Source organism: Vibrio sp. RM-41-2B, assembly GCF_024744415.1.
GTDB classification, from domain to species: Bacteria; Pseudomonadota; Gammaproteobacteria; order Enterobacterales; family Vibrionaceae; genus Vibrio; species Vibrio diabolicus.
Map to the genome: position 1 here is coordinate 1 of NZ_JAMQWD010000019.1, position 26,162 is coordinate 26,162.

General features: G+C 44.5%; 24 protein-coding genes. 14 read left to right on the forward strand and 10 right to left on the reverse strand.

Features of this window, described 5'->3' with window-relative positions; genetic code table 11:
• Nucleotides 1-156: 156 nt before the first annotated feature.
• From NB463_RS13030 to thrS, 5 genes are all read right to left on the reverse strand, one after another.
• A complete protein-coding gene (locus NB463_RS13030) occupies nucleotides 157-474 on the reverse strand; it encodes a heavy metal-binding domain-containing protein (protein ID WP_005377919.1) in 318 nt (105 codons plus the stop codon).
• Between the two features lie 190 nt (nucleotides 475-664).
• Nucleotides 665-1,018, reverse strand: coding sequence for a 50S ribosomal protein L20 (rplT, locus tag NB463_RS13035; protein WP_004727974.1), 354 nt, complete (start codon nucleotides 1,016-1,018; stop codon nucleotides 665-667).
• A 40-nt stretch (nucleotides 1,019-1,058) separates the two neighbouring features.
• Nucleotides 1,059-1,253: a 50S ribosomal protein L35 gene (gene rpmI / locus NB463_RS13040; protein ID WP_005377932.1), complete on the reverse strand. Its 195-nt coding sequence runs from the start codon at nucleotides 1,251-1,253 to the stop codon at nucleotides 1,059-1,061.
• 121 nt (nucleotides 1,254-1,374) lie between these two features.
• Entirely contained in the window at nucleotides 1,375-1,926 is a 552-nt protein-coding gene (gene infC / locus NB463_RS13045; RefSeq protein WP_074191168.1) for a translation initiation factor IF-3, read from the reverse strand.
• 3 nt (nucleotides 1,927-1,929) lie between these two features.
• The gene (gene thrS / locus NB463_RS13050) at nucleotides 1,930-3,858 is read right to left on the reverse strand and encodes a threonine--tRNA ligase (RefSeq protein WP_005395892.1); all 1,929 of its coding nucleotides are present in this window, start codon (nucleotides 3,856-3,858) and stop codon (nucleotides 1,930-1,932) included.
• A gap of 410 nt (nucleotides 3,859-4,268) precedes the next feature.
• On the opposite strand from thrS, the gene NB463_RS13055 reads away from it, so the two are divergent.
• Entirely contained in the window at nucleotides 4,269-5,246 is a 978-nt protein-coding gene (locus tag NB463_RS13055; RefSeq protein ID WP_258431239.1) for a DUF3187 family protein, read from the forward strand.
• Nucleotides 5,247-5,252: 6 nt separating this feature from the next.
• Here NB463_RS13055 and NB463_RS13060 read toward each other — a convergent pair whose 3' ends face one another.
• Nucleotides 5,253-5,996 (reverse strand): sporulation protein, encoded by a 744-nt coding sequence (locus NB463_RS13060; RefSeq protein ID WP_258431240.1) that lies wholly within the window; start codon nucleotides 5,994-5,996, stop codon nucleotides 5,253-5,255.
• Nucleotides 5,997-6,243: 247 nt separating this feature from the next.
• Between NB463_RS13060 and hutC the strand changes: the two genes are divergently transcribed.
• From hutC to NB463_RS13090, 6 genes are all read left to right on the forward strand, one after another.
• Nucleotides 6,244-6,951, forward strand: coding sequence for a histidine utilization repressor (gene hutC, locus NB463_RS13065; protein WP_258431242.1), 708 nt, complete (start codon nucleotides 6,244-6,246; stop codon nucleotides 6,949-6,951).
• 129 nt (nucleotides 6,952-7,080) lie between these two features.
• Complete coding sequence (hutI, locus tag NB463_RS13070; RefSeq protein WP_258431244.1) at nucleotides 7,081-8,331, forward strand: imidazolonepropionase; 1,251 nt, start codon at nucleotides 7,081-7,083, stop codon at nucleotides 8,329-8,331.
• A gap of 1 nt (nucleotide 8,332) precedes the next feature.
• On the forward strand, nucleotides 8,333-9,343 hold the full coding sequence (gene hutG, locus NB463_RS13075; RefSeq protein WP_012841908.1) for a formimidoylglutamase: 1,011 nt from the start codon (nucleotides 8,333-8,335) through the stop codon (nucleotides 9,341-9,343).
• Between the two features lie 73 nt (nucleotides 9,344-9,416).
• Entirely contained in the window at nucleotides 9,417-11,114 is a 1,698-nt protein-coding gene (gene hutU / locus NB463_RS13080; RefSeq protein WP_258431245.1) for a urocanate hydratase, read from the forward strand.
• Nucleotides 11,115-11,125: 11 nt separating this feature from the next.
• Complete coding sequence (gene hutH, locus NB463_RS13085) at nucleotides 11,126-12,661, forward strand: histidine ammonia-lyase (RefSeq protein ID WP_012841910.1); 1,536 nt, start codon at nucleotides 11,126-11,128, stop codon at nucleotides 12,659-12,661.
• A gap of 337 nt (nucleotides 12,662-12,998) precedes the next feature.
• Nucleotides 12,999-13,724: a DUF3581 domain-containing protein gene (locus NB463_RS13090; RefSeq protein ID WP_005395883.1), complete on the forward strand. Its 726-nt coding sequence runs from the start codon at nucleotides 12,999-13,001 to the stop codon at nucleotides 13,722-13,724.
• 111 nt (nucleotides 13,725-13,835) lie between these two features.
• Here NB463_RS13090 and NB463_RS13095 read toward each other — a convergent pair whose 3' ends face one another.
• Together NB463_RS13095 and ydiJ are read right to left on the reverse strand one after the other, a co-directional pair.
• Complete coding sequence (locus NB463_RS13095) at nucleotides 13,836-14,297, reverse strand: methyltransferase family protein (protein WP_258431248.1); 462 nt, start codon at nucleotides 14,295-14,297, stop codon at nucleotides 13,836-13,838.
• Nucleotides 14,298-14,370: 73 nt separating this feature from the next.
• Nucleotides 14,371-17,406 carry a D-2-hydroxyglutarate dehydrogenase YdiJ gene (gene ydiJ / locus NB463_RS13100; protein WP_258431249.1) on the reverse strand — a complete coding sequence of 1,012 codons (3,036 nt, stop codon included), beginning with the start codon at nucleotides 17,404-17,406 and terminating at the stop codon, nucleotides 14,371-14,373.
• A gap of 264 nt (nucleotides 17,407-17,670) precedes the next feature.
• On the opposite strand from ydiJ, the gene NB463_RS13105 reads away from it, so the two are divergent.
• The 7 genes from NB463_RS13105 (at nucleotide 17,671) to NB463_RS13135 (ending at nucleotide 23,658) form a co-directional block, all read left to right on the forward strand.
• Nucleotides 17,671-18,351 (forward strand): DUF3334 family protein, encoded by a 681-nt coding sequence (locus NB463_RS13105; protein WP_237308402.1) that lies wholly within the window; start codon nucleotides 17,671-17,673, stop codon nucleotides 18,349-18,351.
• A gap of 209 nt (nucleotides 18,352-18,560) precedes the next feature.
• A complete protein-coding gene (locus NB463_RS13110; RefSeq protein ID WP_005395879.1) occupies nucleotides 18,561-19,256 on the forward strand; it encodes a DUF2786 domain-containing protein in 696 nt (231 codons plus the stop codon).
• Between the two features lie 217 nt (nucleotides 19,257-19,473).
• The gene (locus NB463_RS13115) at nucleotides 19,474-20,133 is read left to right on the forward strand and encodes an OmpA family protein (RefSeq protein WP_005377956.1); all 660 of its coding nucleotides are present in this window, start codon (nucleotides 19,474-19,476) and stop codon (nucleotides 20,131-20,133) included.
• Between the two features lie 76 nt (nucleotides 20,134-20,209).
• Nucleotides 20,210-21,184, forward strand: coding sequence for a J domain-containing protein (locus tag NB463_RS13120; RefSeq protein WP_258431250.1), 975 nt, complete (start codon nucleotides 20,210-20,212; stop codon nucleotides 21,182-21,184).
• A 177-nt stretch (nucleotides 21,185-21,361) separates the two neighbouring features.
• Nucleotides 21,362-21,544 (forward strand): hypothetical protein, encoded by a 183-nt coding sequence (locus NB463_RS13125; protein WP_005377960.1) that lies wholly within the window; start codon nucleotides 21,362-21,364, stop codon nucleotides 21,542-21,544.
• 413 nt (nucleotides 21,545-21,957) lie between these two features.
• Nucleotides 21,958-22,350 carry a SulA-like leucine-rich domain-containing protein gene (locus tag NB463_RS13130; protein ID WP_258431251.1) on the forward strand — a complete coding sequence of 131 codons (393 nt, stop codon included), beginning with the start codon at nucleotides 21,958-21,960 and terminating at the stop codon, nucleotides 22,348-22,350.
• A 204-nt stretch (nucleotides 22,351-22,554) separates the two neighbouring features.
• Nucleotides 22,555-23,658 (forward strand): phosphoribosylaminoimidazolesuccinocarboxamide synthase, encoded by a 1,104-nt coding sequence (locus NB463_RS13135; RefSeq protein ID WP_085569567.1) that lies wholly within the window; start codon nucleotides 22,555-22,557, stop codon nucleotides 23,656-23,658.
• A 78-nt stretch (nucleotides 23,659-23,736) separates the two neighbouring features.
• On the opposite strand, the gene NB463_RS13140 is transcribed toward NB463_RS13135, so the two are convergent.
• A complete protein-coding gene (locus NB463_RS13140) occupies nucleotides 23,737-25,410 on the reverse strand; it encodes an alkaline phosphatase D family protein (protein WP_258431252.1) in 1,674 nt (557 codons plus the stop codon).
• Nucleotides 25,411-25,739: 329 nt separating this feature from the next.
• Nucleotides 25,740-26,117 (reverse strand): hypothetical protein, encoded by a 378-nt coding sequence (locus NB463_RS13145; protein WP_005377965.1) that lies wholly within the window; start codon nucleotides 26,115-26,117, stop codon nucleotides 25,740-25,742.
• Nucleotides 26,118-26,162: the final 45 nt, after the last annotated feature.

Consider the following 26,162-nt stretch of genomic DNA (forward strand, 5'->3'; position numbering starts at 1 on the left):
CAATTACTCTAAATTATTGGGATTAATTTTAATGGTAACGTAAAGTTAAGAATATAAGCCTATTCGCTCTGCGAAAATCTAGAATAATTAACCTAAAAAGAAAAAACGACAAATGAATAAAAATTCACCATTCCTAGCAACGCTTTTCCTCGTATATTAGTCCGCAAGTTTCACTGCAGTACCAAATGCCAAAATTTCCGAAGAACCATCTACGATTGAGCTCGTGGTAAATCGAATCCCTACAATCGCATCTGCACCTTTAGATTCAGCGTCTGCTACCATGCGCTGTATAGCTATATCACGCGCGTCGGTCATCATTTCCGTGTAACCTCGAATTTCGCCGCCAACAATGCTTTTGATACCCGCCATGAGGTCACGACCGATGTGTTTTGATTGAACAACATTGCCAGTTACAACCCCTCTTATTTCAGAGATCTGCTTGCCCGGAATGCTTTCTGTCGTTGTGTAGATCATTTTTAGTCCCTTATAAACGTAAAATATATACCCAAGCCATTTTATTACCAACAGAGCAGCGATCACTAATCAAATCGGGAAGACTGATAGACAAGATTCTGAATGGCAAAACTGAAAAATATTTGGGTATATATTTTAGCAATAAAAAAGGAGAGCTAATGCTCTCCTTCTCTTAATCCTAAACTGCTAATTAAAGAGCAGCTTTCGCTTTTTCAACTAGAACTGCAAATGCAGCTTTGTCGAATACTGCGATGTCCGCAAGGATCTTACGGTCGATCTCGATAGATGCTTTCTTAAGACCGTTGATGAAACGGCTGTAAGATAGACCATTTTGACGAGATGCCGCATTGATACGTGCAATCCATAGTTGACGGAATTGACGTTTCTTAGCGCGACGGTCACGGTAAGCGTATTGACCAGCTTTAGTAACTGCTTGGAAAGCTACGCGGTAAACGCGTGAACGCGCACCGTAGTAACCTTTAGCTTGTTTTAGAACTTTCTTATGACGTGCACGAGCTTGTACACCACGTTTTACGCGAGGCATTATGCTTCTCCTAAACTAAACGATTGATAACTAAAAAGAATTAAGCGTATGGCAACATACGGATTACTGCAGCCACTTCACATTTTGGAAGGATTGCATTCGGACGTAGTTGACGCTTGTTCTTAGTAGTACGCTTAGTCAGGATGTGACGTTTTGTAGCGTGCTTGTACTTAATACCACCAGCAGTTTTCTTAAAACGCTTAGCAGCACCTTTGTTGGTTTTCATCTTAGGCATGATGAATAACTCCGCATTGAGTAGGTTTAATAAACAACGTAATTAGGGCGAACAAAACCCAGCCGTTATGCCTTTATCGAAAGGAAAGCGGCTAGGTTTTAATTACTTGATGAGCCGTTAATTACTTCTTTTTAGGGGCTAGCACCATGATCATCTGGCGACCTTCAATCTTCTTAGGGAAAGATTCAACTACAGCAAGTTCTGCAGTATCTTCCTTAAGACGATTTAGAACGTCAACACCGATGTCTTGGTGTGCCATTTCTCGGCCACGGAAGCGAATTGTTACCTTCACTTTGTTGCCTTCTTCAAGGAAACGCGTCAGGTTGCGTAGTTTTACCTGATAGTCTCCAATATCAGTTCCAGGACGGAATTTTACTTCCTTGATCTGGACCTGCTTTTGCTTCTTCTTCTGCTCTTTAGCAGTTTTGCTCTTCTCGAAGAGGAACTTACCATAGTCCATCACACGACAAACAGGTGGCTCGGCGTTAGGACTGATCTCAACGAGATCCATACCAGCTTCTTCAGCAGCTGCAATGGCTTCTTGAATCGATACAACACCAACTGATTCACCGTCAGCGCCTGTTAGTCGAACTTCACGAATACCACGAATTTCACCGTTGATACGGTGCGGGTTTTGTTTTACCGGCTGTTGGCCACGTCTTCCGCCTTTAATAGCTTATTCCTCCAGATTGAGCTTACGGCTAGAGATCTCGTCTTGGATGTATGCAATAAAATCATCCACTTTAAATTTACCAAGATCTTTACCTTTACGAGTACGTACTGCAATTTCGCCAGCTTCCATTTCTTGGTCACCAACAACAAGCATATACGGTACACGCTTCAAAGTATGTTCGCGGATTTTAAAGCCAATCTTCTCATTTCTCAAGTCCGCTTTAGCTCTAATTCCACTTTTTTGTAGTTTTTGTACTATTTCTTGAACATAACCTGACTGTTTATCAGTAATGTTCATAAGAACTGCTTGTTCTGGCGCCAACCAAGTTGGGAAGAAACCAGCATATTCTTCGATAAGGATACCAATGAAGCGCTCTAGTGAACCTAGAATCGCACGGTGAATCATTACCGGTACAAGACGTTCGTTATTTTCACCTACATAAGTAGCGCCTAGGCGACCTGGTAGGTTGAAGTCTAGCTGGACAGTACCACACTGCCAAGCGCGGTCTAGACAATCGTATAGTGTGAATTCAATCTTAGGACCGTAGAACGCACCCTCACCTTCTTGAATTTCGTATGGGATATCCATCGATTCAAGAGACTGCTTCAATGCTTCTTCAGATTGATCCCAGATTTCATCTGAACCTACACGTTTCTCTGGACGAGTAGACAGTTTCACTACGATGTTGTCGAAACCAAATGTTTGGTACGTATCGTACACCATCTTGATGCAGTTTGTTACTTCTTCTTGGATTTGGCTCTCAGTACAGAAAATGTGAGCATCATCCTGAGTAAAGCCACGTACACGCATAATGCCGTGTAGTGCACCAGATGGTTCGTTACGGTGACATGAGCCGAACTCAGCCATACGTAGCGGTAGGTCGCGGTACGATTTTAGACCTTGGTTGAAGATCTGTACGTGACCTGGACAGTTCATTGGCTTAATTGCGTATTCACGGTTCTCAGAAGAAGTTGTGAACATTGCATCAGCGTATTTATCCCAGTGACCTGAGCGTTCCCAAAGAACACGGTCCATCATTAGCGGACCTTTTACTTCTTGGTAACCGTACTCATCTAGCTTAGCGCGGATGAATACTTCCAGATCACGGAAAATAGACCAACCATTGTGATGCCAGAACACCATACCCGGTGCTTCTTGCTGCATGTGGAATAGGTCTAGTTGCTTACCAATCTTACGGTGGTCACGCTTCGCCGCTTCTTCTAGGCGAGTTAGATGCGCTTTCAGTGCTTTCTTATCGTGGAAAGCCGTACCGTAGATACGTTGAAGCATTTTATTGTCGCTGTTACCACGCCAGTAAGCACCTGCCACATTCAATAGGGTGAAGTGTTGACAGAAGCTCATGTTAGGAACGTGAGGACCACGACACATGTCGATGTATTCTTCATGGTGGTAAAGACCTGGACGATCATCACGAGATACGTTTTCGTCTAGGATTTCCACTTTGTATGGTTCGCCACGTGATTCAAACGTATCACGCGCTTCCTGCCAGCTTACTTTTTTCTTAACAACTTCGTACTTGGTTTTCGCTAGCTCTTTCATACGCTTTTCAATCTTTTCAAGATCTTCTTGCGTTAGAGACTCATCTAGGTCGATATCGTAGTAGAAGCCGTTGTCGATGGTTGGACCAATCGCCATTTTAGCTTGTGGGTAAAGCTGCTTAAGAGCGTGACCAAGAAGGTGAGCACAAGAGTGACGAACGATTTCTAGACCGTCTACTTCATCTTTTACGGTGATGATTTCAAGGCTTGCGTCTTCTTCAATTAGGTCACACGCATCAACGCGGTTACCGTTTACACGACCAGCGATCGTTGCTTTTGCAAGACCAGGACCGATCGATTGCGCAACTTCCATAGTAGAAACTGGGTTGTCAAATTGACGCTGACTGCCGTCAGGAAGAGTAATAATAGGCATGCTATGTCCTTTACAGTGGTGTTGCACACCAAGCAACACATGTTATTCAAATTAGAAGCTATTTGTTGAAAATAGTTGAGAGTCAATAAAGGCCTCTCGGTAACACGAATACCGGACCGTTATCGAAAATGGGATTGTACCTAGCTCACATTTAGATTGCAAAGCGCGATTTTGTTTTATCATAAGAACTTAACCTCAGGCCCCGTCACGACAATCTGATGATTATTCTTAAGGGCTCACATAACTTGTAAACGGAGTTACCCCCTCCCAATAGAACTTGAATACACAACTGGTATAATAGTTCCTAATACCTATTAACTAACACAGGACCCTGCACACCTAGTTCCACCTCAAAGTGCAATTTAGGTATATAGTTGTTTTATTGAGTAGTTTGCATGTAGGTGTTCATCATGATCTATTTCAAATCGCGCTTTATGGGGCTTCTAAGCACTTTGATATGCTGTGTATCAGCCATGGCATCAAATGACCTGTATGGGCCGCTACGTTCTTACGCACAATCTCCGATGCAAGTGGTTAGCCATACCAATATACTGCGCTCAGGACATAGCCTTCCCTCTGATTTTGTCGAAACCTATGGCTCAGGAACCGTGGCCAGTGTTTGGGCTCATACTGATGAATACGCACTGGATTATTACCACAACCAAATCGAAATTGGCAGCAAGTGGCAAATCAATAGCCGTTGGCAATGGGAACTCAATTATCGGTGGGTTTTTGCCGCTGATAACCATTTAGATGGACTGACTAAAAGCTTCCATAACCTTTTCGGTATCGGACAGAATGGCCGAGACAAAGTAGACAGAGATCGTTTTTACATTTCAATGCCGCAATATGATGTGCTAGAAGATGATTTCGAAGGACAAACGCTTGCCAATAACTTATCTACTTATTTGCAATATCAAGTGTTTCAGAATGAACATCACGGCCTATCGATTGGTGGCAGCTTATATTTTAATGATGTTGCTCACGGGACTTTTCAAGGCAGTAATTTCGAGCAAGGTTTCCAAATAAATTACAGTTATTTGAGTGACGCCCATGCATTTTACTCGATGGTTGGCATGACGTTTCGCTCAGATGATCGCGCCTTGCTGGATCTACCCTATCGGCATAATACGATTGCCGTTGCAGCTGGGTACCGTTATGCGTTAGAAGATAACCACCACCTGATGTTTGAATACCATTGGTATCAAGGCTCAACAGAAGGACCCGCAGAGTTTGCTGATGCCTCTAATGAACTGGTATTAGGCTATCGATATCTAATGGAAAACTCCGCGCTTGAGTTTTTAGCCGTAGAGAACGCACGAAACATGGATAACAGTACCGATATCGCTTTCACAATAGGATATCGGTACATATTCTCATCAAGTTGATGAGAACTATAGATTTAGCGTTGGTGCAACCGCGGCAGCGACTTGAGCATCAGTTGCATTGATCGGCAACGTAAACGAGCGATATTGGTCCCCAGCCAAGCTGAGCGAACGGTCAACCTCCGCCAAACAATGCATGACCTGCCCTTCCAGAATAAAAGAAAGCTCAATTTCTTTTGATGAGATAAAGCCGTTATTTCGGAACTCTAGCTCTTGATAAATTCCAGAGCGAGAAGCAAACGAGCCACCGCGCAAAAAGCCTTTTTCAACATCGGCTTTAACCATAGTGAAGCCAGCTTGCTCGATCGCTTGAATAACCCGAGATGCTACTGGTAGTGGTTTCACTTCAATATAGTCACGGTCACGCGGGTCAATCGCAAAATCAATATCTAACGTCGTTTCAACCCAAACATGGCATTGATTCTTAAGTGCGCTAACCGCAGTAATTGGCGTTTCATCATGCAGTTTTAGCTCAAACGGAATCTGCTTCTCTTCATTAGGTTGAATCACAAAGGGGGCTACCGCCTTCAGCTGATCAATAGTGAACGTTTGGTAACTTACGCTATCATCCACTTCGACTTTCATCTCTGTGTTCAACTTAATAGTAATAGCATCAATTTGTTGTTCGACGTCTCCGCCTTTGATATGAACATGCCCTTTCAGCGTCGCTCCTTGAAACACGCTCATTTCGTCTAAAATCGTATCTACTTTTGCAGAACCGATCCCCAGTGATGCTTTCAATTTTTTAAACATGTTTTTCCTTTTTAGCGACTTTTTTTCTAATAATCGTTTGTTTACACAATTGTTTTATACTCTGCAAGCAATAGACCACAAGAAAATGTTCGAATTCCATCATCAATCCAAATAATACTCAGCAGCAAGAGTCATTCAGCCCCACAATAGGATTGTTCTGTCACTAAGTGGGGCGTTCGTCTAGAAATGTTTGCAATTTGTACCTAAATTAAGCAGTATTTGTATAGTCAAATAAAAGGAAACCATTATGTCTGCACCACTCTACATTCAAATCAAACAATTTATCCTCGATAAAATTGATGCTGGAGAGTGGATAGTCGGTCATCGTATCGCCACAGAGATTGAGCTTACCGAGCAATTTGGTGTGAGTAGAATGACAGTGAACAAAGCAATTCGGGACTTAGTTAATGAGGGCCGATTACAACGTCGCCCACGCTTAGGTACGTTTGTGTGTGATCCTGGTGAAAAGTCAGAATCTCCTCTGTTAGACATTCGAAACATTGCCGAAGAAGTCAGCGACCGAGGGCGACAATATAGCAGTAAAGTGCTCAAACAAGTTGCCATAAAAGCAGATGACAGCATTGCGACAAAACTCGGCGTCATGCTTGACACAACGGTGTTTTACAGTGAAATCATTCACTATGAAGACCAAACGCCTATTCAATTAGAACTCCGCTGGGTGAATAGCCAATATGCCCCGAGTTATTTAAATCAAGACTTCACACAAATCACTCCGAATCAATACCTGTCAGATAATTGCCCACTCAACGCTATTGAACATACTGTAGAGGCAATTGTGCCTGACCGCCGTATTAAGCAAGACTTAAAAATGCAAGCCAATGAGCCTTGCCTTCTCTTGAATCGCAGAACGTGGAGCCAAGATAAGTTAGTCAGTACCGCCCTACTTTATCACCCTGGTAACAAATATAAGCTGAGCTCAAAAGTGCTCATTTAATGACAAGATTGGCCCTCTAGATTTACGTTTTGATCACATTTTAGCAACATCAATCTTGTCAGTGTTCTTATTTTGCTCTATTTATTTGTATATACATTTAATGATGCAAATAAACACAGGGACACAAACATGGATTTGCTGATTGAAAACGCACGTCTGGTCACCATGCAGTCGGGAGAGCGCGGTTATCTGCCAACGTCTCCTGCTCGTATTGGCATTCAATCTGGAAAAATCGTTGCGATCAGCACCTGTGTAATTGGTGAAGACGAACCGCAAACCGAGTCTCTGCTGTCTGCCCAACATTACGCTCAGAGTATCGACCTTCAAGGCAAGTTAGTTCTGCCAGGTTTGATCGACTGCCACACTCATCTTATTTACGCGGGCAATCGTGCCAACGAATTTGAAATGCGCTTAAACGGCGTGCCATATCAAGAAATTTCCAAACAAGGCGGTGGGATACTTTCAACGGTGCATGCGACGCGTTCAGCAACCGAAGCGCAATTAGTTGAGTTAGCGTTGCCACGTTTAGACGGGCTACTCGCGAGCGGCGTCACTTCTGTCGAAGTGAAATCAGGCTACGGATTGACACTGAATGATGAAGTAAAAATGCTCCGTGCAGCCAAAATGCTTGAACAAGAGCGTAAAGTTAAAATCACCACTACACTTCTTGCCGCTCACGCCATTCCGCCGGAGTTTCAAGGCCGTGCAGATGACTATATTGAGCACATTTGTCAGGACATAATCCCTGTCGTCGCAAAGGAAGAGTTAGCCACGAGTGTCGATGTGTTTTGTGAATCGATTGGCTTCAATCTTGAACAAACAGAAAAAGTGTTTATAGCTGCAAAACGCCACGGCTTAAAGGTTAAAGGGCATACAGAACAACTTTCGAATCTCGGTGGTACAGCCCTCACTGCGCAATACAACGGTTTGTCAGCGGATCACATCGAGTTTTTAGATGAGCAAGGTGTTAAAGCACTTGCTCGCTCAAACACTGTCGCCACTCTACTGCCTGGCGCTTTTTATTTTCTAAGAGAAACTCAGTTACCACCGATTGAGTTGTTGAGAGAGCATAACGTGCCGATGGCAATTGCTACGGACGTCAACCCAGGTACATCACCGTTTTCTGATCTCACACTCATGCTGAATATGGCGTGCACACTATTTCGCCTTACACCGCAAGAAGCACTGCGTGGTGTAACGCAACATGCAGCCAAAGCTCTGGGTTATCAAAACTCACGTGGCACCATCAAAGTAGGGTTTGATGCAGACTTCTCTATCTGGGATATCGAAAGCCCTGCTGATTTAAGCTATCAAGTCGGAGCAAAACGTCTGGTAGGTCGTATAGTAAATGGTGAATACATTTCACACGGAGGCCAATAATATGTCTCAATTCGACCTACACTCTCCCCTATTTCATTGGCAAGGCCGTCATGATGCCGAGGACGGCAAACTTGGTCAGCGAATTCATCACGTAGTTCAACGCCAGAAAGCAGATGAGTTGGGGGCCGTTGCAAGTGGCGTCTCATTACTGGGTTTTGCTACGGATGCTGGCGTAGCGAGAAACAAAGGACGCATTGGCGCGAAAAAAGCGCCAGACTTAATCCGACGAGCACTCGCTAATTTAGCATGGCACCAAGACGTCCCACTATATGACTTAGGCACCGTGGTGTGCGAAGACGACTTACTGGAAGAGAGCCAATCTCTATGTGCGGCAACCATTTCAAGCGCACTGCCTCATACGCCTGTCATCGTGTTAGGTGGCGGGCATGAGATTGCGTGGGCCTCGTTTTCCGGCTTAGCGGAGTATTTTAAAGCGCACTATCCAGAGAAGAAGCCTAAAATCGGCATTATCAATTTCGATGCGCATTTCGATTTACGCGCATTCGAGAGCAGCATCGCCGACATCAAACCAAGCTCTGGCACTCCCTTCAACCAAATTCATCATTTTTGCCAACGCAATGATTGGGACTTTCATTACGCTTGCATTGGCGTAAGCCGCAGTAGCAACACTAAAGCGCTGTTTGAAAAAGCAGATGCGTTAAATGTTTGGTATGTAGAAGACAATCAGCTTTGTTACCTAAACCACAGTTATCACTTAACTCAGCTTCAACATTTTATTGACGACTGTGATTACCTCTATTTGACCATTGATCTGGATGTATTTCCTGCGGCAACAGCACCTGGGGTCAGCGCCCCTGCGGCTCGAGGAGTAAGTTACGACACAATTGCACCATTTTTAGATCGAATTCTTCATTACAAAAATAAGCTCATGCTGGCTGATATCGCCGAATACAACCCTAATTATGACGTCGATAGTCAAACTGCACGCTTAGCTGCCCGTTTGTGTTGGGATATCGCCAACGCGATGGCGGAAAAACAACACAAACCATAACGCATCCTAGATGCCACTTATTATTACGACCAAGCAAGTACTTGGTCATCACGAGAAACTAAAGGAGTCTGAAATGACACAGCGCCAGGGACAAGATCCACGACTTGATACAAGCAGAACAATTCGTGCACCTCACGGAGATAAACTGCGCGCAAAATCTTGGCTAACCGAAGCCCCTCTTCGTATGCTGATGAACAACCTCGATCCTGATGTTGCAGAACATCCACATTCGCTGGTTGTATATGGCGGCATTGGCCGTGCGGCACGAAACTGGGAATGTTACGACAAGATTGTTGAAGTACTTGAAAGACTCGAAGATGACCAAACGCTTTTAGTTCAATCAGGCAAGCCTGTTGGTGTTTTCCCTACCCATAAAAACGCCCCACGCGTGCTTATCGCAAACTCAAACCTCGTTCCTCATTGGGCAAACTGGGAACACTTCAACGAGCTCGATAAACAAGGCTTGATGATGTACGGCCAAATGACCGCTGGCAGCTGGATATACATTGGCTCACAAGGCATCGTCCAAGGCACATACGAAACATTCGTATCTGTTGCGAAAAAGCACTTTGACGGCGAAGCAAAAGGCCGATGGATTCTAACTGGCGGTCTTGGTGGTATGGGTGGTGCTCAGCCTCTAGCTGGTACGATGGCGGGCTTCTCCATGATTGCGGTAGAGTGTGATGAATCGCGTATCGATTACCGCCTACGTACAGGCTATGTCGATAAGAAAGCGACATCTTTAGATGAAGCGCTTGCTATCATCAAAGAATCGGACACACCAATATCGGTTGGTCTACTAGGTAATGCAGCAGACGTTTTCTCTGAGTTGGTAGAACGTAATATCACGCCTGATGTAGTAACAGACCAAACATCTGCACACGACCCGCTCAATGGCTACTTACCACAAGGCTGGAGCATGTCTCACGCTGCAGAAATGCGTTTGCAAGATGAAGCAATGGTTGTTAAAGCAGCCAAAAAATCCATGGCAGTGCAAGTTCAAGCCATGTTAGAGCTACAAAATCGCGGCGCCGCAACACTCGACTACGGTAACAACATCCGCCAGATGGCCTTGGAAGAAGGCGTAGAAAACGCATTTGATTTCCCTGGCTTCGTTCCAGCCTACATTCGCCCTCTATTCTGCGAAGGTATTGGTCCTTTCCGCTGGGCCGCTCTCTCTGGCGATCCTGAGGACATCTATAAAACCGACCAAAAAGTAAAAGAGCTAATTCCAGATAATCCGCACTTACATAACTGGCTAGATATGGCTCGCGAGCGCATCCAGTTCCAAGGTTTACCTGCGCGTATTTGCTGGGTTGGTCTAAAAGATCGTGAGCGTCTTGGTCAAGCATTCAACGAAATGGTGAAAAATGGCGAACTTAAGGCGCCTGTTGTCATTGGTCGTGACCACTTAGACTCTGGCTCCGTAGCAAGCCCGAACCGAGAAACAGAAGGCATGATGGACGGTTCTGACGCCGTATCAGACTGGCCACTATTAAACGCACTACTCAATACGGCGGGCGGCGCAACTTGGGTTTCACTGCACCACGGTGGTGGCGTAGGTATGGGCTTCTCGCAACACTCAGGTATGGTTATCTGCTGTGACGGCAGTGAAGATGCCTCAAAACGTATTGCCCGCGTGCTGCATAACGACCCAGCAACAGGCGTGATGCGTCATGCTGATGCGGGATACGATATTGCTAAACAATGTGCAGCAGAGCAAGGGCTAGATTTGCCAATGCTCAACGAAGAACTGAAGAAGCTCAAGTAAGGATGAAAGAGATGTTAAATTTAACGCTAAAGCCAGGTCATATTAGCTTAAACGAACTACGCCAAGTGAGCCGTTCACCAGTCAACCTTACTTTGGATCCTGAAGCCATTCCGGCCATTGAAGAAAGCACGCAAGTCGTGGATCGTGTCATCGCGGAAGATAGAACGGTTTACGGAATTAACACTGGTTTTGGTCTATTGGCTAACACACGAATAGCACCAGAAGATTTAGAAACTCTGCAACGCAGTATCGTTCTTTCTCATGCGGCAGGTATCGGTGAGTTTATGTCAGACGAAACGGTTCGTCTGATGATGGTATTGAAAATCAATAGTCTGTCTCGTGGTTTTTCTGGTATTCGCCTAAAAGTCATTAATATGCTGACCGACCTAGTTAACGCACAAGTTTACCCTTGTGTACCTAAAAAGGGCTCTGTCGGCGCATCAGGTGACTTAGCTCCTCTGGCCCATATGAGCACAGTATTACTAGGTGAAGGACAAGCTCGTCACAACGGTAACATCATTTCTGGGCAAGAAGCGTTAAAAATCGCAGGTCTAGAACCCATAACTCTGGCGCCGAAAGAAGGCTTAGCGCTGCTAAATGGTACCCAGGCATCAACAGCGTTCGCATTAGAAGGTCTGTTTATCGCGGAAGATCTTTTCGCTTCGGCTACAGTATGTGGCGCAATGTCTGTCGAAGCCGCTCTCGGCAGCCGACGTCCATTCGATCCACGCATTCACCGTGTACGTGGTCATCGCAGCCAAATGGACGCAGCACTGGCCTACCGTCATCTATTGGATACATCAAGTGACATTGGTGATTCGCATACTAACTGTGAAAAAGTGCAAGACCCGTATTCGTTGCGCTGTCAGCCTCAAGTAATGGGGGCGTGTTTGCAGCAAATCCGCAACGCTGCAGAAGTATTGCAAGTAGAAGCAAACTCCGTATCAGATAACCCGTTGGTGTTTGCTGAAGATGACGACATTATCTCTGGCGGTAACTTCCACGCTGAGCCTGTTGCAATGGCAGCTGACAACCTAGCACTGGCGATTGCTGAGATCGGCAGCCTGTCTGAACGTCGTATGGCATTGCTTATCGATAGCGCATTATCAAAATTACCACCGTTCTTAGTTGATAATGGCGGTGTGAACTCTGGTTTCATGATTGCCCAAGTCACCTCTGCTGCGCTAGCAAGCGAAAACAAAACGCTCGCTCACCCAGCGTCAGTAGACAGCTTGCCAACATCAGCAAACCAAGAAGATCACGTTTCAATGGCAACCTTCGCGGCTCGCAGATTGAAAGAAATGGGAGAAAATACTCGCGGCATTCTGGCGGTCGAATACCTCTCAGCAGCACAAGGCCTAGACTTTAGAGCACCAAACAAGTCTTCTGAGCGTATCGAGATTGCCAAACAAATGTTGCGTGAAAAAGTATCGTTCTACGATAAAGATCGCTACTTTGCGCCGGACATTGAACAGGCCAATACTCTGCTTAAGCTGGCTATCCACAACACGCTCATGCCAGAGAGCCTGTTACCAAGTGTTCAGTAATCCAGCATTACCAGCACTTAATCTAAAAACCGGATGATAATTTGAAGGCTCCACGTTTAGCGTGGAGCTTTTTTATCTCCTCATTAAACGTATTCCCAGCGATCTTTATGAACACTTGCATATTGTTATTGCTATACTTTTAAAAATAGCCGACGTAATAAAGTCGCTGTTTATTGCTCTCACAAATAAAAGCGTTGCTAAAGTATGCGTTTTTAACGATTTATCCGCCGAAATAGTGTCTTATTGTTAGGATACGGTGAAGTTTTCACTGGATGGACCATTGCTACGCAGATATTCGCATATAATCCCACACAGTTTTGGTTACTACGTAAAAATTATGTTTCTAACACCTTATTTTTCAAACACTAATCACCAGTTTCAGTTCACTCGCGAACAAGCAAGCCACTTTGCAAAACGTGTCGCAGGTGACTACAACCCAATCCACGATGAAGACAACAAACGCTTTTGTGTCCCTGGGGATTTACTTTTCGCTGTGCTTCTTAGTAAAGAAGGCGTCAGCCAAAAGATGCGTTTTAACTTCTCTGGCATGGTAAACGATGGTGTAGCACTTCATATTGAAAATAAGTGTGAAAAAGAAAGCGCCGTTGTTGACGAGGCTGGTAAAGAATACTTACACATGTCCCGTGAAGGTGAGACTAACCACGATCCCGCATTTATTGAGCATGTCGTAACAAATTACGTGCAATTCTCTGGCATGAACTTCCCTCACATCATGGTTCCTCTTATGGAAGAGAAGCAAATGATGATCAACTGCCAACGTCCATTGGTTATTTATGAAAGCATGGAAGTTGAATTTTCACGCTTAGACCTTACGCATCCTGAAGTGGATTTCACTGGCGCAACGTTCGACGTGGAAGGCAAACGTGGGGTAGTCACCTTAAACTTTGCGTTCAAAGAAGACGGTGAAGTCGTTGGCAAAGGCATCAAGCGCATGGTTGCAAGCGGCTTGAAGCCATATGACCAAGAAGCGGTTGATGACCTTGTACGCCGTTTCAATGAACGTAAGGATGCATTCCTAGCAAAGTTCGTTAAGGCAGCCTAATCGACTGCCCTATCAGAAGCGCTCAAAAAAAGTGTTTACTAAAAGAAAGCCCAACGTCGATCGTTGGGCTTTCTTTTTACTTCTTATCCAAAATGAAACCGAACTCGACGCTCAAATCCAGCGGCGGACGTGGTTTTTATAATCCACATACTCTTCACCAAACAATCGCTCTAGAACACGTTCCTCTGGCTTGATTTGAAATCGATTCATATAACTGACAAATACAACGCTACAAAGCACCACAGTCAAGTGCTGCCACCACAAACCAATTGCAATGATTAGAAGCAGTAGCGCCATATACATCGGGTTGCGCGAAAAAGAAAATACGCCAGTTCTCACCACGGAAGAGGCCGTATCAGGCTTTACAGGGTTAACCGTCGTTTTTACTTTATGGAATTCATACACACCAGCAATGCCCATATAACCAGAGAGCAAAGTTAACCCGCCAACCACAACCTCGACAAAGGGCACGCTAATATTCAGGCTCGGCACCAGAACTGTCAGTCCATACATGAGTAGTATGACCAACAAAAACACCGCAACAGGTGGGACTTTGAGTTCAAGTTTTCTCAAGGTTCATATCCTTTGAAATTGTTGTATGTGACTTCTAAAAAAGCCCAGTAAAACTGGGCTTAATTTGATGTGATTATATCAAAGTTAACAGCGCCTGAACGGGATGTTTGGGCTTTGTTCCTTCAAAGCGTTTCACTTGGCTGCGGCAAGAGTAGCCAGTAATCAAACATCTCTCGTTATCTAACTTATCTAAGCTTGGCTTCCAGCTTAAATTGTAAATGTCTTTCGACATCGACAACTTATCGACCTCGTGACCAAACGTACCCGCCATACCACAACAACCAACAGGAACCGTATTTAAAACTGCACCAAAGTGAGCAAAAATAGCGCCCCACTCTTTTTCCGCATTCGGCATTTTGGTTTTTTCAGTACAGTGCGCAAACAGATACCAAGGTTCCTGCGCCTTATGCTCTCCGCTTTCAAACGCTTCTAGTCTTGGGTAAAGCCATTCGTGGGCCGTTAGTACATCGAAATCACCTCGCTTACTGCCAAGTACTTCAGCGTATTCATCTCGATAACACAGCACCAATGCAGGATCGACACCAACTAAAGGAATATCCAGATCCGCTACCATCGCCAAAAACTTCGCGGTATCGGCTGCTGTATCCTTAAACTGACGTAAAAACCCTTTAATGTGTTGTGCTTTACCATTCGGCTTAAATGGCAGAAGCACCGGATGCATGCCCAGCTTTTTCAATAATTTAACGAAGTCTTCTACGACATCGGCGTCGTAGTAGCTAGTGAATGGGTCTTGAACAATTAAAACATGCTTGCTCTTTTCAGACGAAGACAAACCGCTGAGCGCTTGCAGATCATAAGGCGTTGTCAGCGACTCTACTCGTTGTTTCAATGTAGGTACTGATAACAACGGCGCATCGACATACCCAACTGTTGAAGCCGTTAAGCTCTTGACCCACGACTGCTTCAAAACACCGTTTACGACACCTGGCGCTTTCGCCATCATCGGCAGCATAGTCTCTATGTTCGCAACCAGATAATCTTTTGCTGGACGTTGGTAACGAGAGTGATAAATGTTTAAAAAGCGTGAGCGGAAGCTCGGAACGTCGACTTTGATCGGACACTGGCTCGCACACGCTTTACACGCTAAACAACCATTCATCGCTTCATACACTTCGTGGGAGAAATCGTATTCGTGACGACGATTGATAGAATGACGTACACGGTCAATCATGGTTTTGATTGATGTTTTGTTTTCTAGTGTTTGCTTTTCTAAGTCAAGGATATCAATGCCTTGTTCAGTGAGCTGACGCAACCACTCGCGAACCAAACCCGCACGACCTTTCGGTGAATGACGACGATCGGCTGTTACTTTCATCGATGGACACATTGGCGAGCTGGTATCGTAGTTAAAACACAAACCGTTACCGTTACACTCCATCGCTTGCTTAAAGCTGTCACGTACTTGAACGTCAATCTGACGGTCATAGTAACCACGTTTTGTATCAGTGACTTTTACTAACTCTGCATCACTATCAAGCGGCGTACAGATTTTGCCCGGGTTCATTTTGTTGTGTGGATCGAATGCCGCCTTCACACGTCTCAGCTCAGTAAACAACTCATCACCGAAAAACTCAGGGCCATATTCTGAACGGAAACCTTTGCCGTGTTCACCCCACATCAAACCGCCGTATTTCGCCACCAGCTTAACCACTTCATCAGAAACTTCGTGCATCAATGCTTCTTGGTGCGGGTCACACAAATCCAACGCAGGACGTACGTGAAGCACCCCGGCATCGACGTGACCAAACATGCCGTAATTCAGAGACTTGCTGTCTAACAGCTCTCGAAACTCTACAATGAAGTCCGCCAGGTTTTCTGGTGGCACACAGGTATCTTCAGCGAATGCGACCGGTTTAGCGCGGCCTTTTGCTGCGCCTAACAAACCCACCGCTTTTTTACGCATGTTGTAAATACGCCCGATACTCGCTACATCGTTACAGACTTGGTAACCGATGATGCCCGCTTCTTCTGTTTCCAACATGGTATCGAGCTTGGCGGTCAGCGCTGCAACCTGCGCAGCAACTTCTTCTTCGTCCTGACCTGCATATTCCACCATATTGATGCCAAGCATCTCTTTATTTGGAACATCGGTAAGCAAATCACTCACGGTGTGCCAGACGATATCTTGCTTCGCGAGATTAAGCACTTTCGAGTCAACGGTTTCTACAGATAGCGCTTTCGCTTCGACCATCAACGGTGCATTACGGAGCGCAGAGTCAAAGCTGTTGTATTTAACGTTAACCAAAGTACGTGCTTTCGGAATTGGCGTCAGATTTAGCTTCGCTTCGGTAATAAATGCCAATGAACCTTCCGCGCCACACAGCACTCGTGTGATGTCGAAACGGTCATCGTCTTCATTCAAGGCATTTTTTAAATCGTACCCCGTTAAAAAGCGGTTGAGCGGAGGAAATTTATCCACGATCTGCTGGCGTTTTTCACGACATACGGATTCCGTTACTCGTAGCGCCTTGGCAGCAAACTCGCCTTCTTCGGGGTAGCCGTTGGACAGATCTGATTCTAAAACTGAGCCATCAGCAAACACCGCTTGTAGCGACAAAACATGATCGGATGTTTTTCCGTATTTCAGAGAACCTTGACCAGAAGCATCAGTGTTGACCATACCGCCAATCGTGGCACGGTTACTAGTTGATAAGTCCGGAGAGAAGAAGTAACCGTAAGGGCGAACCGCATCATTTAACTGATCTTTCACTACACCAGTTTGTACACGAACCCAGCCTTCTTTCTCATTAATCTCAAGCACTTTGTTCATGTGACGAGACATATCCACCACAATACCTTTGGTTAGCGACTGACCATTGGTCCCTGTGCCGCCACCACGAGGTGAAAAGGTGATTCGTTCGTACTTTTCTTTATTGCTCAGTTTCCCGAGGAGAGAAACATCTTCTGTCGTTTTAGGATGGACGACTGCCTGAGGAAGTTGCTGGTAAACACTGTTGTCAGTGGCAACCGCTAGTCGGCTTGAATATTGGCTTTCGATATCACCAGTGAATCCGGCGTGCTCAAGCTCTTTCAGAAAACTAAGAACAAGAGGATCGACATCAGTTTGCGAGTGTAATCTTGGTAACATTTGCTTCCTGCCCCTACGACGCTGAATCCGATCAGCTGCGGGTTATGTAATTATTTGCTCACTTCTCATACAAGTTGGCGTTCAGCGAAACAAAACACCACAAAAGAGTAAGTGAAGTAATATTCTTTGAATTTCGTCACTTTACAACATTTAAAAAGACGAGCAAATCAGAATCTCGATACAATAATTAAACTTATGCTTTATTTTTTCACGCTTGATGCCTTACATTGGGGAACGAATCGCGTTTCTAGATGAGTTTTCAGAATGAAAAAAAATAAAATTGTGACCACTGAAGATATCCTTCTCAAACTTTGCCAGTCTGTTTCTGGCGTCCTAACTTCGGCGACATCTTCTCAAGTAAATTACTCTGCAATGGTGCAAAAAATCCACAAGACTAGCCTCAAGCCAGATTTTGGCTGTTTTGTTCTGTTTGATGGCGGGTTTACCGGGCTGGTCGTAATTAATTTTACGGCAAAAGCCGCATTAGAGATCTACACCAACTACATGCGTAATATGGGTATGCCAGAAGAAGAACTGGCAATATCTCATACTTCTGACGAGGTGGGAGATGTTCTGGGTGAGCTAATGAACCAACTGGTTGGAGATTTCACCAATAAAATTCGTAAAGAGCTGCAAACGAACATCACACAAAACCAGCCAAAAATGATGGCGCTGAATAAGCAAGTCATCTTACAAGTGGATACCAACCTTGACCGCCCTCAAGCTCGCCGAGTGACGTTCTCCACCGAAAATAACAACATTTTCTACCTAGAGTTGGCGATGGACAAAACTGAGTTCATCCAACTAGAAGAGTTTGAAATCGCAGAAGACGAAAATCCAGACGATATTTTAGAAGCAACACGTAAAGATATGGCTGAGAAAGAATCTAAATCGTCGAGTTCAAACGATGACGCCGATGATTTACTCAACCAGCTCGGATTGTAATTCCAACTAATCTTAATGAAGAATGGCTTCTTAGACACAAGTACGACTTCATACTGATTATGACGAACTAAAACGCCTAGCCTCGCCTTCCGCGGGGCTTCTTTTTATGTCCATAAACCACCTTCACTCCCACCTTGTATTTCGTTTTTATGTCAAAAAAGGTAATATGTCTGACTTCATAAATTTTTTGCTTTCGTTACTGGTTGTCGATGGATAAACAAAAAGCTCTGAAAAAAATCGCCAAGTGCTTAGAACTGGGCAATTCCGCTAATGTTAATGAGGCTGCCAATGCTATCAAAATGGCACATCGCCTCATGCTCAAATATGGTCTGGATAAGGACGATATTGAGTTTATCAGAATGGGGAAAACACAGTCTTCCCACCTACTACCAGCGAATATCAGTTCTACCATATTGCGAGTGATTCGCGGCATTAACACTAAATTCGGTGTTGAAGCGGTGTTGTTGAATCACAAAGGGCTCAAACGTGTCGAGTTTATCGGTGAAGCAGATCGCGCGATTTTTGCTGCATTTGCTTTCGATATTATTTATCGCGAGATGAACGAAAGTACCGGACAATTCCGAAATAGCTTCGCAGGTACGGGTACCTCTTCTCAAGAAGTGACTCGCCGCGTGAACTCATTTGTATCTGGCTGGGTAGAGGGTGCGATAGAGAAACTTCCAGTCATTTCTCCAGACGAAGAGTCGGCCAACAAAATCAATGATTATATTGATAAAGAATTCCAAAACATTGACCGCGAAACCTTCAAGAAGCAACTGAAAGAAGCGATGAAAAACCTAACCGAAGACTACGAAGTGGGCTTGAAAAAAGGTAGAAGAGTCTCCGTTAACCGTGGTGTTGGCGGCGAGCAAGCGCGTAAAATGTTGGGCAATCCATCGAAATAACCAGAGCAGCAATTGATTGACGTAGGTTCCAATATTCCAATGTTATTGGGACCTACTTTTTGAAGTTGTGATAGTAACGATAAGAATTTTCTTACAGAAACTCTTATCAATCTTACTTTCTCATAACAAATATCAATGCTTACTTATTCATAATTTGCATCCCATTATGAGGCATGGTTTCGCCTCAGTTTTATACGGAGATTTTCCCTTGAAAAAGATGCCTATTGCACTAGCTCTAGTGCTAGCTCTTACTGGCTGTCAAGCCACTCAACGCCAAAATGCAACAACGGGTGAATACGAAACTAACTCAACCACGCAAGGCGCGCTTATTGGTGCTATCGCTGGTGCAGCAATCGGTCTAGCAACGGGCGATGACGCTAAAGAACGCCGTCAGCATGCACTCATTGGTGCGGCCGCAGGCGGAGCGACTGGCGCTGGCGTTGGTTACTACTTTGACCAACAAGAAGCAGAATTGCGTCGCGCTTTGCTAAACTCTGGTGTACAGGTTCAGCGTGTTGGTGAGAACCAGCTTTTACTGCGTATGGAAAATGGTATCGGCTTCTCTTCAAGCTCTTACCAGCTTGATGCTAGCATTCATAATACGCTACGCGGTGTTGCTCGCATCTTGGTTGAATACCCAGATACCAGCCTTGTTATCGACGGTTACACTGATAGCACGGGCAGTGAGTCATACAACCAAACGTTGTCTGAGCGTCGTGCAGAGTCCGTACGTCAATTCCTAGTATCTCAAAACGTTGCACCTGGTCGTGCAATTGCACGTGGCTACGGCGAACGTAACCCAATTTGCTCAAACCAAACTTCTGAAGGTCGTGCGTGCAACCGTCGTGTTGAAATCCAGATCTTGCCACTGAAGTAATTTGGTTGCACCATAGCGGTAATAATAAAAAATTACCGGAGCAGGCCTAACCATAATCGTTAGGCCTGACATATCAATGTCTGTCAAAACGTCTGCCCTACTCTGCTTATTTAGCCTCAGCTTTTCTGGTTACTCGCTTGCCTCTCAAGCTCCAAATGACCCCATAGAACAATACGAGTACGCACAACAATTATTGGCATCAAACAAAGCTGAAGCCTCAACAGAAACACGCTACTGGCTAGAGCAATCCGCCAACCAAGGTTACCTCCCTGCGCAAAAACAGCTCGCGAACGACTTTGCTGAGGGGATATATGGCGAAAAGAATGAAACACAAGCATTATATTGGCTAACCTCTATCGCACTCAATGACCCAACCGATCGTGGCTTTCTTCTCGCCGATTTTATTCAGCGCAATCCAGATAAGGTCACAACTTCTCAATTGACTGAAGCCTTGTTTCGAATGGCTTCTCAGCATAATCCAGCAGCAGAACAAGCTTATAATCAACTGTTAGAGCAGCGCTTCAACCAACTGCGAGCTAAGCAAGTCTCGCAAATAAAGTCGCTCGATAAAAAGGCTGAGCAAACACTAGAAGAGAAAAGCACAGTTGCAAACCCCAAAGTAGAACACTCGCAGTTTCTATGGCTGATTTGGCTAGCGGCGATACTCATCATCTGCGGCTTAAGTTTTCTCGTGATCAAGAAACTTAAGCAGAATAGAAAAGCGCGTGAAGCCAAAGAGGAAAGCCAAAATCAACGAATGGCGGAAAAAATAAAAGAGCTAGAGTTTACGAACAAGCAACTGAAGCGTCAGTTAGAGAAAGTATTCAGAGAATTTAAGAAATCCAAAACTCAGGCAGAAAACCATAAGCTAAGCGTCGCGTGTGCTATGTTTGGCTACACACCACAAACCATCCCTGATTTACAAGCAATCAAGCTACGCTATAGACAGCTATCAAAGCTTTATCATCCGGACACAAGAGGCAGTGAAGAAGAAATGAAGCGACTCAATCATGCCTTTAAGCTTGTCTCACAAAATGTTACAAAACAGTAAAAATCGGTAAAGATACTTTGGCTAGCATGCTTTTAGACCCATATAATCAAGCGCCGCAATCGATCTCCCTCTCAAACAAATTAACAGACATTTAACTTAAGTCTCGCTTTTATGCCATAATGCTCAGCGCAAAATAACACCTAACGACTCAAATTAATCTAGGTGGGGAGAAAATCAATGTTCACTGAAGAAGGCACCTGTGATTGGTGTAAAAAACCTAGTCTTGTAACTCGTCACGATTATTTAGATGGCAAGCACCATTACTCATGTAAAGCTTGTTACGACATGGCAAAAATCGACGTGCGCCTATTTAACCAAGGCGAATTGCAAATGCGCGAACGCTTGCAACGAGCGAGCTAAGCAAGACGGAATCAACGGAACTGATTTTCAAAGGCGCCTTTTAAGGCGCTTTTTTGATCGGCCAAGCCCTATTTCCAATCTCTATCTCGTATTCCCTCCTATCCTACATAGCATGTCGCATCGGTTATCAGCCCCTCTCCTACTGTATACAAACCACTGTCCGTGAAACAACACCTGTATATACAGTAGTGAACCCCTGTATGTATCTCGTCCAATCTTCTACTCATCTCACATTTTTAAATTGATGTTAGACATATCAGAAATAAAAAATAACCAAATAAATTCAAATACTTAAAATATAAACCTTTTATTTTCTTCTCAAGAAACCGCAAATAACTTTTGAGAAACGGGTTGATCAGGTCGCCAAAACAAACTACTGTATACGCATACAGCATGTATAAAGGAACAGTAAGATGCAGTTACAAAGTCAATCTCATACATACTCTCATTACAACGTATTGGCACAAGCAACTCAGCCCATGGCCGTTTCGGATCAGCTTCTATCTAAGCTGGCTGTTTTATCGCAACAGAAACAATGGATTTTGTTTACAGCAGACTGCCCTCGCCCAGACTTTGAACAACTCACTGCTTCTAATATTTGCTGTAAAAACGTTATTCAAATGAAGCCTTCTCAACAGCTTTCAGAAGTCGAGATCGTGATCAAAGCCATCCGATCAGGTAATGCCAGTGCTGTTGTAGCATCAAATGAAATTGCACTTATGAATCAATCTATGTTGCGCGACATGGCGCAGCGCTATCAGTGTGAAGTCTTTTTCGTCGAAGGCAGAGTTAATAAGTACCACTAATAAGTTCGACGTTATCCATCATGCATCTCGCCTCCTTTTTAAGGGGGGCATTTTTTGTATTAAAGAAAACAAGCAAACGTTTGCTTTTTCTCTGGCGAGTTAAAATAGTTCTGGTATGATGCCCACATTCGATTTATTCAGCGCCCAAACTTTGCTGAATATCTTCTCTTTCTGACGTTTGATTAAGATGATAGGAATGTCGCAATGAGCCTTGCTAATCAAGTACTTGCCGTCAATGACGACCTGCCAATTCGCACCCATAAACCCGTTCATAGTGGAAAAGTTCGTTCAGTTTACTGGTTAACTGAAGAAGACAGTGCCCGACTGATCAAAGAAAAAGGATACGATGTTGCTCCAGATGCGCCTTTGGCTATCATGGTAATTAGCGACCGAATCTCTGCATTCGATTGTATTTGGCATGCTGAAGGTGGTCTTAATGGTGTACCGGGTAAAGGGGCTGCGCTTAATGCGATTTCTAATCACTGGTTCAAACTGTTCAAAGAAAATGGCTTAGCAGATAGCCATATTCTAGACATTCCTCACCCTTTTGTTTGGATTGTACAAAAAGCCAAACCGGTAAAAATCGAAGCCATCTGCCGCAAATACATCACGGGTTCGATGTGGCGCGCTTACGCAAATGGCGAGCGCGAGTTTTGTGGAATCCAACTTCCTGAAGGGTTAGGAAAAGACAAAGCACTGCCAGAGTTGCTCATGACCCCATCCACAAAAGGCATTCTAAAAGGCATTCCCGGTGTGCCAGAAGCGGACGACGTGAATATTACTCGTCAAAACATCGTAGACAACTACGAAGCATTTAACTTCTCAAGTGCCGACGATATCGCACTCTACGAAAAACTGCTGAAAGAAGGCTTTAACGTTATCAGCCAAGCGTTAGAAGAAATCGACCAAATCTTTGTCGATACCAAATTCGAATTTGGTTATGTTCATGATGCCGCTGGCAATGAAAAGCTGATTTACATGGATGAAGTGGGTACACCAGACTCGTCTCGTATATGGGATGCTAAAGAGTACCAAGCAGGTCACATCGTAGAGAACTCAAAAGAAGGTTTCCGCCAGTTCCTACTTAACCACTTCCCTGACCCAGATATCTTGCTAAACAAAGAACGTATGCCAGAGCGCGAAGCACTCGCTCGTGATAATGCTTTACCCGTCGAATCTTTGATGGCGATTTCGAGCACCTACATTGGTATTGCCGAGAAGATTACAGGCAAGCCGATTCATTTGAGTGAGAATCCGAAAGCGGAAATCATCGAAGTTCTGAGCAAAGAATACGGATTGATTGACTAGCACTGTCGCTAGATTGCTAAACGCTTTCCAATAAAAAGTCCGCACTAGCTTGCGGACTTTTTTCGTATTAGGCTCAGTTTAGCCGATATTTAACGTAGTGCCATCTGTTGTAGAGGCTGACTTAGTCGTCACCTGATATGTTTTGTCTTTAATCGTTGATACGAAATACCAGGTCGACTCTGCCTTGTCGGGCGTAAAAGTAACGCGCATAAAGCCACGCTGTTTGATGTCTGCCCACTGTAATTCTGACACTAAGTGCGGCAACGTGTATTCCATTTGAGCGATCGCAACAGGATCTAACGCTAGGTAGGCCTCTAGCCCAGGGGAACTCACCGAGCTAGTTGCAAACTCTATCCCGATAGGATGCTTAGATACGTCTTTCAGCTCACTTGCCCATGCGTTGTGCGTATCTCCTGCCAAGCAGACAAAGTTACCACTGTTGGCTTTGGCCAGTTGATAAACTTTCTCTCGCTCAACGTAGTAACCATCCCATGCATCTAGGTTATATGGCAAAGCAATGGTATCTGAACTTGGGTCAGAGAGGTAACCCGTAAGCGCAGAGTTTACCGCTAATAACGCCTCTGTTTTTTGGTCTTCAGTGGCAGTAAACAATTGAAACATCGCGGTCATAACCGAACTTGGCAACTCCATACGAGACATTAACACTTGTTGCCCTAGCACATTCCAAGTTGCGTCGTGCGTACTGAACGCATCCATCAGCCAAGCGAGTTGGTCAGCGCCTAACAGTTCTCGGTCTTGACTGCGCGACTGAGCAACTAAACCGCCAATAGCTTCCATCGTTGGTGAGCTGAGCGAGAAATAATCCAACGGTTTATCACGCCCCACAAGTCGCGTGTCGAGCATCATCAAATTGACTAAACTTCCAAACGAAAACTGACGGTAAATCAGCATGTTTGAGAAAGTATTTTCACGAACGGGCAACCATTCTGTCCACGCGGCAGCCGCAGCTGCACGACGATCATTAAAGCTGCCTTCCTCTTCTTGATGGTTTTCCGCACCATTTTTCCAACTATCATTTGCAAGCTCATGGTCATCCCAGACTGCAATCATTGGTAGGCTCGCATGTAACGCTTGCAGATCAGCATCTTGGCGATATTGCGCATACCGTTTTCGGTAATCATCTAAGGTAATGCATTCAGTGCCTTTGCTTGGCTCTCGCCCTAGTGCCTCAGCATCTTCACTAGCGTAGCCACCAGCACCATACTCATAAATGTAATCACCGAGATGAAGCACCACATCAAACGGGTCTTGTTCATGTTGATTTAAGATCTCTCGATACACATGGAAATAGCCTGCAGGATAGTTTGCACAAGAAACAACAGCCATGGATGCCTTTTCTACACCATCCTCTGGTAATGTTTGAGTTTGCCCGACTTCGCTAGTGACATCTCCAACCATGAATCGATAGTAGTAGCGAGAATTTGCGTTGAGATTTTGAACATCGACTTTTACCGTGAAATCTCGGCTCGTGTCTGTGGCAAAAGTGCCACTTTGCACGATATCAGTAAAATTTTCGTTAGATGAAACTTGCCAGCTTACATCTGCGTAGCTTGCTGAGGTCGTAACACGAGTCCAAATGATTACTTGTGTTTGAGTAGGATCTCCACTCGCCACTCCGTGCTCAAAGGTAACCGCAACAGATTCACTAGCATCGCTACCACAGCCCACCAGCCCGGTAACAATCGCCGTTGAAGAGGCAGCTTTCATAAAGTCTCGACGAGACAAAGACATATTGACTTCCTTTCTTATTGTGTTTGTTTTTATGCCCAAATGACGTGGTGACTCAATCATCCTTGTGTGCCAATAAGGGACGTTAATTCGAACTTACAGTACCAACCACTTAGTCGGTAATTTGTCCTAAAAACACAAAGTTAGAAGCTAGTTATGACAATTGCATTTCCAAACGTTACATTTTTGTTAATTTAAGTGCAAATGCTCTATATTCATCACACTTCTAAGACCTGTGACAAAAACCTCAAAATAAAAAAGCGACCTACTTTGAGGTCGCTTTTCATTGCACTATTGTTAAGTGGTACATTGATGAAGTGGAAATTCTCAGCCTAAAACTTGATGTTAAGGACATCTTGTTCTGACGTGTCCACCTTCAACTGACTGCGAGATTCTATGTACTCGATTTGCTGAACATCGAGCGAATATGGCATAACGACTCGCAATTCATTGATCCCTTCATGTTTAGCTAACTGGGTTAAGCGGACCAAATTGGATTCATCACTTTTACGAGAAGACATCGATTTTAATGCGGCATCCCACAACCGATCTTCAGGCTTGCTCAATTCCGCAATGTTCTGTTTCCACATCAAACCGAAAATAGGCGCGATGGTGGCAAATGCCTCTAAAAAGGTCCATTTTTTACTACCTGTCGCCCCTAAAAAGCTAGTGTAGTCGAATTCAATGCACGTCTTTCCTTGTTGATCCATTCTATGCCCCCGACACTCGAAAATGAGATATACCAAATATCGTTC